At 66.8% G+C, this 12,943-nt stretch carries 9 protein-coding genes, 1 tRNA gene and 1 CRISPR repeat array; of the genes, 5 read left to right on the top strand and 5 right to left on the bottom strand.

All coding sequences use genetic code 11. The features are described from left to right. Window positions 1-48: 48 nt before the first annotated feature. Together ACFYTQ_RS36830 and ACFYTQ_RS36825 are read right to left on the bottom strand one after the other, a co-directional pair. Window positions 49-1,062, bottom strand: a complete 1,014-nt coding sequence (locus ACFYTQ_RS36830) for a TOMM precursor leader peptide-binding protein (RefSeq protein WP_387370935.1) — start codon at window positions 1,060-1,062, stop codon at window positions 49-51. Window positions 1,063-1,272: 210 nt separating this feature from the next. After that, on the bottom strand, window positions 1,273-2,673 hold the full coding sequence (locus ACFYTQ_RS36825) for a zinc-dependent metalloprotease (protein ID WP_387370933.1): 1,401 nt from the start codon (window positions 2,671-2,673) through the stop codon (window positions 1,273-1,275). A 50-nt stretch (window positions 2,674-2,723) separates the two neighbouring features. Here ACFYTQ_RS36825 and ACFYTQ_RS36820 point away from each other — a divergent pair, with 50 nt between their 5' ends. Continuing rightward, the gene (locus ACFYTQ_RS36820) at window positions 2,724-3,749 is read left to right on the top strand and encodes a PDZ domain-containing protein (RefSeq protein WP_387370931.1); all 1,026 of its coding nucleotides are present in this window, start codon (window positions 2,724-2,726) and stop codon (window positions 3,747-3,749) included. A gap of 199 nt (window positions 3,750-3,948) precedes the next feature. On the opposite strand, the gene ACFYTQ_RS36815 is transcribed toward ACFYTQ_RS36820, so the two are convergent. After that, on the bottom strand, window positions 3,949-4,542 hold the full coding sequence (locus tag ACFYTQ_RS36815; protein ID WP_387370928.1) for a PPA1309 family protein: 594 nt from the start codon (window positions 4,540-4,542) through the stop codon (window positions 3,949-3,951). Window positions 4,543-4,668: 126 nt separating this feature from the next. Between ACFYTQ_RS36815 and ACFYTQ_RS36810 the strand changes: the two genes are divergently transcribed. After that, window positions 4,669-7,680: a UPF0182 family protein gene (locus ACFYTQ_RS36810; protein ID WP_387370926.1), complete on the top strand. Its 3,012-nt coding sequence runs from the start codon at window positions 4,669-4,671 to the stop codon at window positions 7,678-7,680. A gap of 61 nt (window positions 7,681-7,741) precedes the next feature. On the opposite strand, the gene ACFYTQ_RS36805 is transcribed toward ACFYTQ_RS36810, so the two are convergent. Then, the gene (locus ACFYTQ_RS36805) at window positions 7,742-8,290 is read right to left on the bottom strand and encodes a transglycosylase family protein (RefSeq protein ID WP_387370924.1); all 549 of its coding nucleotides are present in this window, start codon (window positions 8,288-8,290) and stop codon (window positions 7,742-7,744) included. Window positions 8,291-8,922: 632 nt separating this feature from the next. Between ACFYTQ_RS36805 and ACFYTQ_RS36800 the strand changes: the two genes are divergently transcribed. Then, window positions 8,923-8,996 (top strand) — tRNA-Met (locus tag ACFYTQ_RS36800). Window positions 8,997-9,009: 13 nt separating this feature from the next. Here the strand turns inward: ACFYTQ_RS36800 and xerC are convergent. Continuing rightward, window positions 9,010-10,461 (bottom strand): tyrosine recombinase XerC, encoded by a 1,452-nt coding sequence (gene xerC / locus ACFYTQ_RS36795; protein WP_387370922.1) that lies wholly within the window; start codon window positions 10,459-10,461, stop codon window positions 9,010-9,012. 273 nt (window positions 10,462-10,734) lie between these two features. Next, a CRISPR array of direct repeats spans window positions 10,735-11,586; the repeat unit is 26 nt; unit sequence CTCCCCGCACGCGCGGGGATGAGCCC. A gap of 98 nt (window positions 11,587-11,684) precedes the next feature. Between xerC and ACFYTQ_RS36790 the strand changes: the two genes are divergently transcribed. After that, window positions 11,685-12,008: a transposase gene (locus tag ACFYTQ_RS36790; protein WP_387370920.1), complete on the top strand. Its 324-nt coding sequence runs from the start codon at window positions 11,685-11,687 to the stop codon at window positions 12,006-12,008. Then, window positions 11,971-12,933, top strand: coding sequence for an IS3 family transposase (locus ACFYTQ_RS36785; protein WP_387370918.1), 963 nt, complete (start codon window positions 11,971-11,973; stop codon window positions 12,931-12,933). Before ACFYTQ_RS36790 ends, ACFYTQ_RS36785 begins: the two co-directional genes overlap by 38 nt. The last annotated feature ends 10 nt before the right edge of the window (window positions 12,934-12,943 follow it).

Below are 12,943 nucleotides of genomic sequence, written 5' to 3'. Positions count from 1 at the left end.
TATACTCAACACGCTCGCCCTGCACTATGGTGAGCGGATAACCGGAAACTAGCAGGACAATTCACCGTTCTGCCCACAAAAATTCCGACACTCCCCGTACGGGGGATCGCCGGTAGGTGCCTTCTGGCTGCGGGCGTGCGGTGTCCTGGGGATGTGGGCGGTGGTTGGGATGGGTGGGTCCTCGTAGGTGGGTGGGGGCTGGGAGGGGAGGGGCGGCAGGGTTCGGCAGGCGCAGTCCGGATGGGGGAACCAGTGGCGGGGGGAGATGTGGTGGGTTTCGGGGTCGAGTTCCAGAGTGGTGTCGAGGGTTTCGGGTGGGCGGGTGGTGTCGCCGGCGACGATCAGTTCGAGGTCGCGGAGGGTTAGGGCGGTGGTGGCGGCGATGGTGGCGGGGGAGGCGTGGCCTACTCGGCCGAGGAGTTGGCCTGCGAGGTGGGGCCAGTCGGCGTCGTTGTCGATGCGGGTGAGGTCGGCGCAGCGGAGGCAGCTGGTGCCGCCGGGGAGGACCAGGGGGCCGACGATGCCTCGGCCGTCTCGGATGCGGACCTGAAGGTGCGGGATGCGTTGCAGGACAAGGTCGTTGACGATATGGGGTTCGGGGACGAGGGCGTCGGCGAGGATGACCAGATCGCAGGATCCGGTCTCAATGGGAGAAGTGGGATCGGAGTCGCGGGAGCGGGTGGGGCGCAAGCCGAGTGTGCGCGCTCCCGTGGCGATCGCGTCCGAGAGCGGGCCGCGGCCATGGATGTGGACCGCGCGCACCCGGGTGGCTCTGTCCCACGGCCGCAACAACAATCCCGCCCGATCCAGTGCGCTGAGCAACTCCAGCGCGTCCTCCGCCTCGATGCCGACCTGGCCCGCCTGCCAGACGATCTGCGGATGGCTGCGCGCCCCGTCGAGCAAGCGCAGAAAGCTCAGCACCGCATCGGGACTCGTGCCGGGCGGGCGCAGCACCAGGGCGTGCTCGGGATCCCATCCCAACTGAACCTCGCCGGACGGGCGGCGCAGCACCGCCAGTCGTGGATGCAACATCGGCCCGCGTGGGCAATATGTGGTCGTCATGCCACGAGTATCACGCTCGAGGCAGACCCCACCGACTCGGAAAGCCCTGGTTATCCACAGGAAAAACCTTCATCCACAGGGCAACTCATGAGGACAGCCACGTGTCCGCGCCCCGCTCGCGGACCACTTCCCGAACACCGCGCGACACCGGCACGCCCGAATCGACAAGTTTTCCCAAGCTTTTCCACACGGCACGAAAGTGCCCGGCGCTCAGTCCTTTTCGTCGCCTTTGTCGCCCGATTCGCCCCGCTTGGCGTCCCGCTCCTCGCGCTCGCGCGCCTCGGTCTCGGCCAGCTGCGCCAGCGGATCGTCGAAAACCTCTGTGCCCCCGCCGATCACGCCGTCGATGAACCCGGCCGGATTGTCCAGATCCTCCGATCCGGGCAGCAGATCCGGATGCGCCCACACCGCGTCGCGCGCCTCGAGCCCGGCGTCGGTGGTGAGCCGCCGCCACAGCGCGGCCGCCTCCCGCAGCTTGCGCGGCCGCAGCTCCAGACCGACCAGCGTCGCGAAGGTCTGCTCGGCCGGTCCGCCGGTGGCGCGGCGGCGCCGCAACGTCTCCGCCATCGCGCCCGCGCCGGGAAGCCGATCGCCGACGGCGTCGGTGACCACCACCTCCACCCAGCCCTCGATCAACGCCAGCAACGTCTCGAGCCGCTCCAGCGCGGCCTTCTGCTCGGGGGTGGTCTGCGGTTCGAAGGTGCCCTGCGACAGCAGCTCCTCCAGTTTGGACGGATCGGTCAGCATCATCGGATCGATGCCCTGCGCCGCCTCCTCGATGGCCGAGAAGTCCATCCGGATGCCGCGCGCATAGTCCTCGACCGCGCCCAGCACCTGCTGCCGCAGCCACGGCACATGCGCGAACAGCCGCTGATGCGCGGCCTCGCGCGCGGCCAGATACACCAGGATCTCGCTCTCCGGCCGCTCCAGCCCCTTGCTGAACTCGGTGATCGCCGCGGGCAGCAACGCCGCCGTCCCGGCCGGACCCAGTGGCAGACCGATATCGGTGGAGGTCAGCACCTCCTGCGCCAGCTGCCCGAGCGCCTGCCCGAGCTGGGAGCCGAACGCCAGACCGCCCATCTGCCCGAGCATGCCGAGCATCGGGGCCGCGAACTCCTTGGCCTCCTCCGGCAGCGTGGCCGTCCACATGCCCGAAACCTGTTCGGCCACCGGATCACACAGCCGCCGCCAGGTGGGCAGCGTCTGCTCGATCCAATCGTTGGGCGTCCAGGCCGCGGTCTTGGTCGCGCCGGTCGGCAGGGTCGTCGCGGCGTCGAGCCACAGTTCGGCCAGATGCGCCGCGTCCGTCACCGCGCGTTCGGCGCCCGCGGACACCGGCGTGATCGCCGCGCCGAGCTGCTGGCGGGCCAGCCGCTTGGCGACGTCGTAGTTCACCGGACCCGACTGCGAACCGGGCTGCCCCATATTGCTGAACATCTGGCCGAGCGAGGTCAGCATCTGCCCGAGCTGGGAGGGATCGAAGCCCGCGCCGGAACCCCCCATCGAGAACCCCCCGAACGGGTTGTTCGCCCCGGCGCCCGACGATTCGTCCCGCTTCTTGCGGTCGTCATCGTCGTCGCGGTTCGAGAATCCGAAGGGCACATCGCTCATACCCCAAACATTACGCGGGTGCCGAATCGGCAGCCGCTACTGTTGGCCGCGTGAACCGTCGGATCATGACCCTCGTCGCCGCCCTCGTTCCGGTGCTCGTCCTCGGCCTCGTCGGCAGTGCCGTCACCGTGCCGTTCGTCGCGCTAGGACCCGGTCCGACGTTCAATACGCTGGGCGAGGTCGAGGGCAAACAGGTCGTCGACGTGCGTGGCGCGACGCTCGATCCGACCTCGGGCAATCTCAATATGACAACGGTGTCCGTTCGCGACGGGCTGAATATCTTCGAGGCGTTCGCGCTGTGGGCCGACGGTCGGTACGGGTTGCGCCCGCGCGCGGAGGTCTATCCGCCGGGCGTGCCGCGCGAGCAGGTGGACAAATCCAATCAGCAGGACTTCAAGGAGTCCGAGGACAACGCCGAACTCGCCGCGCTGCACTTCCTGAAGTACCCGACGACGGTCCGGCTGCGCGCGATCACCCCCGACGGCCCGGCCAAGGATCAGCTGCGCGCGGGCGACGAGCTGGTGTCGGTCGGCGGCAAGCCCGTCACCACCGCCGCCGATTTCGTCGCGTCGGTGCAGGCCGACAAGCCGGACACGGTGCTGCCGATCGTGGTCCGGCGCGCCGGGGTGGAACAGACCGTCGAGGTGAAACTCGGTGCGCGCCCGGATGATTCGACCAAGGGCTACCTCGGCGTCACGCCCGAGGAGGTGCCGCACGGCCCGCTCGAGGTCACTTTCAACCTCGCCGACATCGGCGGCCCCTCCGCGGGCCTGATGTTCAGCCTGGCCCTGATCGACAAGCTGTCCCCCGGAAAACTCAACGGCGGCAAGTTCATCGCGGGCACCGGCACCATCGACCCCGACGGCAAGGTCGGCCCCATCGGCGGCATCCAGTACAAGATGATGGCCGCGCGCGACGCGGGCGCGGAAACCTTCCTCGTCCCCGCCGACAACTGCAACGAGGCCAAGGAACGCACCCCCGCGGGCCTGCGCCTGATCAAGGTCGACACCCTGACCACCGCCGTCCAGTCCCTCGACGCCCTCACCGCGGGCCGCGACACGCCGACCTGCGGCTGACCGGACATTGGGCGACCGGGTGAATTCGAGTCGGCTCTCGGGTCCCTCGACGCGTCGCGACACGCCGATCGACGGCTGATCGCATCCCTTTGGGCGATCGGTGAATTCGAGTCGGCCCGAGGGTCCCGAGCCGCGACACGCCGAGCTGCGGCTGACCGCGCGCGGCGAGTCCGAGTCGTCCCTCGGGCCCCCTCGCCACCTAATCCGGCTCGTTCTCCAGCGTGTGCCGCAGCGCCTCGACCAGGTTCGGGGCGAGGTTCGGGTAGGTGCGCAGGTCGATGTCGCCGAAGGGGTCCTCCTCGTCGTCCTCGGGGCGGACCTGCAACAGGCACAGGGACGTTCCCTCGCGCAGCACACCGGCGAACAGGCGGGCGTCGCGGCGGCCCGGGTGGGTGACCGCGGCGTCGACGGCTGCGCGATCGGCGGCGTCGCGGTCGGCCAGTAGGGGGGCGATCGCGTCGTCGAGAGTCTGCTCGGCATCGGGCGGCAGCACGACGATCTGTTGGACGAGCACACAACCGCGCACCGCGGGCGGCCAGCTCGTGGTGGCCAGGAATTCGTCGAGCGCCATGGAATCGCCGTCCACATCCTCCGGAAACGGTTCCTGCGCAATCGGAGTCAGCTCGGCGCCGTCGTCGAGTTCGTCCTGCAACGTCGGCTCCGCGGCCACCAGATCCGCGGTCGGAACGAGGGCGAACATCTGCGGCGGCCGGTCCCATCCCTCCGCGTCGGCGAACTCCGCTACGTCACGAATGCAGCGGTAGAGGGCTGAGGCCGGGTTGTCCAGAGTCACGCGCGCAGAGTCTAGGAGATGACGCGAGCGAGGGAGTGCGGTCCCCGCCGTTCCGATTTACGTAAAGTGGGGCGCGAACGGTCCCGTGAGGGATCACCCCGCAACTGGAACTGGGAGTGTGGCATCGTGGGCATGCGCCCCCCGACAGGGTTACCTTCGCTGTCCCGACGCAGCCGAGTGCTGCTGGTGACGGCCCTTGTCATCGCGGCACTGCTGCTGATCGGGCCGAGACTGACCGACGCGTATACCAATTGGCTGTGGTTCGGTGAGGTCGGCTTCAAGCGCGTGTACGCGACCGTGCTGCTCACCCGGATCCTGCTGTTCCTGGTGGTCGCCGTCGTGGTCGGCGCGATCATCTGGCTCGCGCTGCTGGTGGCGTATCGATCGCGGCCGGTGTTCGTGCCCGTCGCCGGACCCAACGATCCGATCGCGCGCTACCGCACGACGGTCATGGGCAGGCTGCGGCTGTTCGGCATCGGCATTCCGGCGGTGGTCGGTCTGCTGTCCGGTCTGGTCGCGCAGTCGAGTTGGGTGACCATCCAGCTGTTCCTGCACGGCGGCGCGTTCGGGGTGAAGGATCCGCAGTTCCACCTGGACGTCGGTTTCTACGCGTTCGATCTGCCGTTCTACAAGATGCTGTTGAACTGGCTGTTCGTCGCGGTGGTCATCGCGTTCTTCGCGAATCTGGTGGCGCACTACGTGTTCGGCGGCCTGCGGCTGTCGGGCCGCGAGGGCAATCTGACCCGCCCGGCCCGCATCCAGCTGGCGATCATCGCGGGAATCTTCGTGCTGCTCAAGGCGATCGCGTACTGGTTCGACCGGTACTCGCTGCTGTCGAGCACCCGCGAGGAGCCGACCTTCACCGGCGGTTCCTACACCGACATCAACGCGGTGCTGCCCGCCAAGCTGATCCTGATGTCGATCGCGATCATCTGCGCGATCGCGTTCTTCGCCGGGATCGTGCTGCGCGATCTGCGCGTGCCCGCGATGGCGGCGGCGCTGCTGGTGCTGTCGTCGATCCTGGTCGGCGCGGTGTGGCCGCTGATCGTGGAGCAGTTCGAGGTCCGGCCGAACGCGGCCACCAAGGAATCGGCCTACATCGAGCGCAATATCGACGCGACGCGAAAGGCGTATGGGCTCAACGATGTTCAATACGTCGACTACAAGAACTCCGAGAACAAGAGCCCCTCGGCGGATATGAGCCAGGCCGACCAGCAGACCATCAAGAACATCCGGCTGCTGGATCCGAACCTGCTGACCCAGACCTTCATCCAGCGGCAGCAGTTGCAGAACTTCTACGGCTTCCCCGATCCGCTCGACATCGACCGCTACACGATCAACGGCGACGTGCAGGACTACATCGTCGCCGCGCGAGAGCTGGTGCCGCAGAACCTGTCCGGCAACCAGACCAACTGGATCAACAAGCACACGGTCTACACCCACGGCGACGGTTTCGTGGCCTCCCCGGCCAACCGCGTCAACGTCGCCCCGCCGCGCGAGACCCAGCAGGCGGCCTCGGCGGCCGCGGGCGGGAACAACTCCAGCGGCGGCTACGGTTACCCGACCTTCAACGTCGGCGACCAGTCCACGGTCAGCGATCTGCTCACGCCGAAGGACAAGCAGGCCATCAAAGTCGACCAGCCGCGCATCTACTTCGGCGAGATGATCGCCAAGTCCGACGCCGACTACGCCATCGTCGGCGGCAACAACCAGCCGCCCCGCGAATACGACACGCCCACCGAGCAATACAGCTACACCGGGCGCGGCGGCGTGCCGATCGGGAACTGGTTCAACCGGCTGGCCTTCGCGGCCAAGTACGCCGAGCGCAACATCCTGTTCTCCGGGGCGATCGGTTCGGACTCCAAGATCATCTTCAACCGCAACCCGCGCGACCGCGTGCAGCAGGTCGCGCCGTGGCTGACCGCCGACGGCAACGCCTATCCGGCCGTGGTCGAGGGCCGCATCCAGTGGATCGTCGACGCCTACACCACGCTCGACAACTACCCGTACGCGCAGCGCACCTCGCTCGACGGCGTGGTGGCCGACAGCATCGACCAGAACACCGGCCGGATGCTGCCGCGCAAAGAGGTCAGCTACATCCGCAACTCGGTGAAGGCCACCGTCGACGCCTACGACGGCACGGTGACCCTCTACGAGGTGGACAAGAACGATCCCGTACTGAAGGCGTGGGAAGGTGTGTTCCCGAACGCGGTCAAGCCGGAGAGCGCGATCTCCCCGGACCTGCGCGCGCACTTCCGCTACCCCGAGGATCTGTTCAAGGTGCAGCGGGAGATGCTGGCGAAGTACCACGTCAACGATCCGCGCGAGTTCTTCACCAACAACGCGTTCTGGTCGGTGCCCAGCGATCCGACCTCCGACACCCCGACCAATGCCAACCAGCCGCCCTATTACGTCCTGATCGGCGATCAGAAGTCGGGCAAGGCGCAGTTCAAGCTGACCAGCGCGATGGTCGGCTACAAGCGGCAGTTCCTGTCGGCGTACATCTCGGTGAGTTCGGATCCGGAGAACTACGGCAAGTTCACGGTGTTGCAGTTGCCGACCGAATCGCAGACGCCGGGCCCGCAGCAGGTACAGACGTCGATGACGACCGACGCGCGCGTGTCCAACGAACGCACGACCCTGACCGGCGGCAATACCAACAAGATCAAATACGGGAATCTGCTGACCCTGCCGATCGGTCAGGGCGGCATCCTCTACGTCGAGCCGTGGTATCTGGAACGCAACGCCGGACCCAACACGGCATCGTTCCCGCAGTTGGTCCGAGTACTGGCCAGCTACGGGGACAAGGTGGGTTACCAGCCGACCCTCGGCGACGCCCTCAACGACGTCTCCGACGGGCTCGGCGCCGCGGCCACCCAGCAGCCCGGCCAAGCGGCGAGCAGTCCGCCCGCCCAGAGCGTGAACCCGCCGCAGCAGACGAATCCGGGCACCACGCCCAGCACTCCGGTGACCCCGCCGCCGACGGGTTCGGCCGGTAAGGACGCCGCGGTGCGCCAGCTCAACGACGCGTTGAAGGGCGTCCAGGACGCCCAGAAGTCCGGCGATCTCGGGCAGCTCGGCAAGGCCCTGGAGGGTCTGCAGAAGGCGATCGACGACTACAACAAGGCGGGCGGCTGACCGTCCCGCGAAACACGAACGGCGCTGCCATCTTTCGATGGCAGCGCCGTGTCGTTGTGGGCTAGCGCCCCAGCGAGTCGATGAGTCCGCTGTTCTGCTGCAGCACCTGCTGGTACTGGTCGGCGAAACCGAACTGCTTGGCGGCCTGCTCGCCGGCGTTCTTGGCCTGATCGATCAGGGCCTGGCGATCGGACGGCGCCGGGGCCGGGGCCGCCGGGGCGGGCTCCGGGTCGGCCTGGGGCGCGCTCTCCGCGACATCGTCGGAGCCGCCGCCCCAACGCAGGTACTGACCGCATACGGGCCACGCGCCGACGCCCTGCGTGGCGAGCACGTTCTCCGCGACGCGGATCTGCTCCTCCTTGCTGGCGTTGGCCGGGCTGCCGTGGCCACCGTTGGCCGCCCAGGTGCTCTGCGTGAACTGCAGACCCCCGTAGTAGCCGTTCCCGGTGTTGATGTGCCAGTTACCACCGCTCTCGCATTGCGCGACGCCGTCCCAGTCGTGGGCGGCGGCCGAAGCGGTGCTGGACAGGGCGAACGGGACGGCAACAAGGGCGCCGGTAACGGCGGCAACGCCGAGGACGCGACTGCTGATCTTCCGGTTCTGGTTCATGGTGGTTTCCCTCCCTGCGCCCACCGACACGCCTTGCGGCATGACCCTGCCCCCAGGAGGTCGGGGTAACTCCGAACCGCGGGACAGGGTCACCGGCGTGCAGCGGTTCGGGTCGGACGCCCATCACGGTTTGATCCGGGCCGAGAGCGACCATAACGAACGGATCTCAACAGATCACGTCTTGATAACTCCTAGATTTGCATGAAACGAATAACTGGGTTTCGGGTGTTGATGCAGGTTGGCTATGCTGTGAAGGGGAATCCTGGACGGTACGTTACCTAGCCGTTATGTGTTCCATATCACGCCGTGATAGTGACTCGAGTCACGTTTTACGGCTATTGCATTGGCGACGCGCGTGTGCGCGGGGGCGAATTACCGGTACGCCGCTTTGGGTGGGGTCGAATCCGAATCGATCCCATTTCAATTCAGCGGTGTCGGCCTGCTGGGCGACGTTCCCGTCCCCGGGTGGCCCACCCTGTCGAATCTGCCCTCTCTGGAGTGACCTCGATCACATTCACCCTCTCGGGTCCGCCCCGGATCCCTCCCATGATCATCCTTCGCGCGGTGAAAACCCGTCATGACCAGCCGATTTGGAGTTACCGCAAACCCGTGTGTAATGTTCTATTCACCGACGCGGGGTGGAGCAGCTCGGTAGCTCGCTGGGCTCATAACCCAGAGGTCGCAGGTTCAAATCCTGTCCCCGCTACAAGCGGCCCAGGTCAGGGAGACGGAAGTCTCTCAGACCTGGGCCATTTTTCATGCTCGGGGTCACAAAATAGTCCATTAATCGCCTTGTGGGGCCTGCTGGTCTCTGCTGGCGCGTGGGGTCCGAGCGCCGCGTCGACCGCGGCTGCTATCTCGTAACGGACCCGCTTGCGGCCCAGGTAGGTGTTCTGGGTCATCGAGGCCTCGCTGTGCCCGGCGTGGTCGGCCAGCGCCACCGCGGAGATCCCCGCGTCGTCGCCGATCGTGAGCAGTGTCTTGCGGAAGGTGTGGCCGGTGATGTCGAACTCGAAGTCGAAACCCAGCGCCTTGCGGACGCGGCGCCACTGGTCGTTGAAGTTCGTGGGGTCCATGATCGTGCCGGCCTCCGACGGGTAGATCAGGCCCAGGTCGTTCGGCCGTCCGGTCTGCTGCCGCAGAACCAGACGGTCGACCAGAACCGTGGGGAGCGCGATCTCACGATGGATGTGCTTGCTGTTCTCCTCGGTGATACGCACCATCCCCCGGCCCTTGACCCGGATGACCTTGCCCGTGACCTTGATGGTCTTCTTCTTCGGGTCGAAGTCCTCCCACAGCAGCCCGAACAGCTCCGAGGCTCGGAGGCCGGTCCCGGCGAAGCCCCAGATGACATCGACGATGTCGTGTCTGTGGCAGTATTCGGCCACGGTGGGCACCCGGTAACGCGGCTGATGTGGTCGCCCGTCGCTGCCCTTGCGAATCGGCGGGCACGGTGCGGTCGAGGTGGAGATTCCGCGCAGGATCTCCACGGCGTCTCGGCTTTCGAGCGACCGTGCCGGTCTGCGGCCGCCGGTGTCGGCGGGGAGTGTCTCTCGGATCGGGTTGGCGACGAGGGCACCGTAGCGCACGGCCATGCTCATCATTCCGGACAGTGTGGCGCGCACCGACTTCGCCGCCCCCGGACCGTTGTCCTTCTCGATACGCCGGATGAACTCCTCGGCCCGCTGCGTCTGCTGCATCTCCCGGACCCGCACCCCACCGAGTCCCGCGACGATGAGCTTGGCGTTGATGTCGTTGCGCTGCAGCGTGTTCGAACTCCGCTTGCGGTCGACCAAGTGCTGGCGATAAGCCGTCCACAGGTCGGCCATGGTGGTTTCGGGAGTGATGATGCTGTTACTGGGCGGGACCCGCTCGGTGAGATGTTGGATCAACGCCCGCTCGGCCGCGGCCCCGCGAATATCCTTCACTCCGCGCGGGGTGTGCCTGCGCGCTTTGCGGGTGATCCCGTCGATATCCCGAATCTGACACGACGCCACCCAACGATTGGGACCCAGACAGGTCCGCCTGATTTTCCCCCACGTGCCGATCGGTAGCGGGGGTCTGCCAGCGCCCATGATCGCCTCCTTGGAATTGCGCCGCTGTACAGGTCCGATCCAAGGGACGAGCGACTGCTCTGGCAACGCGGCGAGAGTTAGCCATGAGGTTGCCATCGAGAGAGGGTCTGGCGGCGCACGTGGAACTCGCGTGCGCTTCCCTATGAAGGGGCGCGGCGGGATCGAGACTTTGCGATTTGACGTAGAGTCGTCCGGTTCCGAATTCGGGTGCCGGGAGGGGATGATTCGCTCCCAATCTACGGTAGGGCGGAGGTCCCGATGGGTGCAACCTGCCTGCGAGCACGCACGATAGTGATCGGTTACTCGCCAGGCCGCTCGAAAGTGAATGAAATACTGGATCTGACGCTACAACGCTGCTGGTCAACAAGTGTACTCCCCGCACGCGCGGGGATGAGCCCCGCGAGTACCTGGACCTGTCGCTGCGAACAAGGTACTCCCCGCACGCGCGGGGATGAGCCCACCGTGGAATCGGGCTGCTTGAGATGACGAATAGTACTCCCCGCACGCGCGGGGATGAGCCCCTGGAGCAACCTGGATCAGCTACCGAACAGACGTACTCCCCGCACGCGCGGGGATGAGCCGCCGACCGGGCCGTCCACGAAACGCGGGGTCTGGTACTCCCCGCACGCGCGGGGATGAGCCCGCGCCCCGCACGCGCGGGGATGAGCCCGCGCGCAAGGCGAGTCCGGCGGCCACCGCGGAGTACTCCCCGCACGCGCGGGGATGAGCCCGGGATTGTCGAGAAGGTCATTCACGCGGCGGTGTACTCCCCGCACGCGCGGGGATGAGCCCGCGAAACGGGACGCTCCCCTCGCGGAGCGTCCGTACTCCCCGCACGCGCGGGGGATGAGCCCCGTGCGTGCACTGCGGTGGACGCGGCGGCTGGGTACTCCCCGCACGCGCGGGGATGAGCCCGCGACAGCGACTGCAATCCGGCATCGGGTGCAGTGCTCCCCGCACGCGCGGGGATGAGCCTAGAGTTGACCCAGCCGGGGGACGCTCATCCACGTGCTCCCCGCACGCGCGGGGATGAGCCCCGGGCGTCGAGATCCTCTTTAGAGATCAGCGAGGTGCTCCCCGCACGCGCGGGGATGAGCCCGGGTCGAGGCCCGTGCTCTGGCAGACGTGCCGGTGCTCCTCGCACGCGCGGGGATGAGCCCACGCTGCCTTGCGTGGGGCCGACCGATCCATCGTGCTCCCCGCATGCGCGGGGATGAGCCGTGTGGACATTTCGCACAGGCGAGGATGCCGAGTGAGGTTCCCCCGGGCGGTGGACACCGAGTTGACAGGATGACCGGTCCTGTTGAAATGATGTCCTCATGCCTCCTCGTAAGCGTCGGTCGTTCACGGCCGAGTACAAGGTCGAGGCTGCGCATCGTGTGATCGATTCTGGTCGCACGGTCGCCGAAGTGGCCCGGGAACTGGGTATTCACGAGAGTTTGCTGGGTACGTGGGTGAAAGACGAGCGGCGCAGGATCGCCGCGGCGCAGGTGCACGGCGAGAAGCCCCTGGATGCCGCGGAACGGGCCGAGTTGCTCAGGCTCCGAAGGCAAGTCAGCGAGCTGGAGAAGGATAACGCCTTCCTGTCAAAAGCTTCGGCGTACTTTGCCGCGATGCAGAAGAACCGGCCCGGTTCGATCTGATGGTGAAGTACGCCGGCCCCGACAATATCGCCGAGACCGCCGGCACGAATTCCCCCGAGGGCAACGATTCTCGATCGCCCGGATGGCGCGCCTGTTGAAGGTATCGACGTCGGGCTACTACCAGCACGTGAAACGCAGGGCGGCAACGCCTCTCACGCCACGGCAGCAGCGGCGCGCGGACCTGGCGGTGAAGATCCTGGACGTGCACGCCGACTCCGACGGCACCTACGGGTCCCCGCGGATCACCGACGAGCTGCGCGAACGCGGTGAGGTCGTGAACTACAAGACCGTCGCGAAGATCATGGCCGAGATCGGGATCGAGGGCATCAGCCCGCGCACGTTCAAAGTCCGCACGACAGTGGTCGATCCGGTCGCGTCGTTCCCGCCCGATCTGGTCTCACGCGTGTTCGACCAGGGCCGCCCCGACGCGGTGTGGACCACCGATTTCACATACCTGACCTGTGGTGAAGGCGACATGTTCTTATGTGCGGTCCGGGACGGGCATACCCGGCGGGTACTCGGGCACGCCGTCGCCGATCACATCGGCGCCGATGTGGTGGAGACCGCGATCGAGCAGGCCGTCGCGGTGCGCGGCGGTCAGGTCGATGGCACGATCCTGCACTCGGACCGTGGTGGTGAGTTCACCGCCCACCTCACAGCGAAAGCCTGCGCACGTCACCGCCTTCGCCGGTCGATGGGCGCTACTGGCATATGTTGGGACAACAGTCCCTCCGAATCGCTGTGGTCAACCCTGAAACATGAGTTCTACTACCGCCACACCTTCGCCAGTAAATCTGAACTCGTTGCCGCAGTTGACAAATGGATACACTGGTACAACACTTCGAGACGACACTCCGCGATCGGCGGCATCAGCCCCATCCGCTACGAGCAGTCCATCATGACAGTCGCAGCGAACGCTGCGTAACCAACTGTCC

Origin of the sequence: Nocardia sp. NPDC004068 (assembly GCF_042874315.1) — a bacterium.
Lineage (GTDB): Bacteria > Actinomycetota > Actinomycetes > Mycobacteriales > Mycobacteriaceae > Nocardia.
This window is presented reverse-complemented; position numbering and strand designations above follow the sequence as displayed.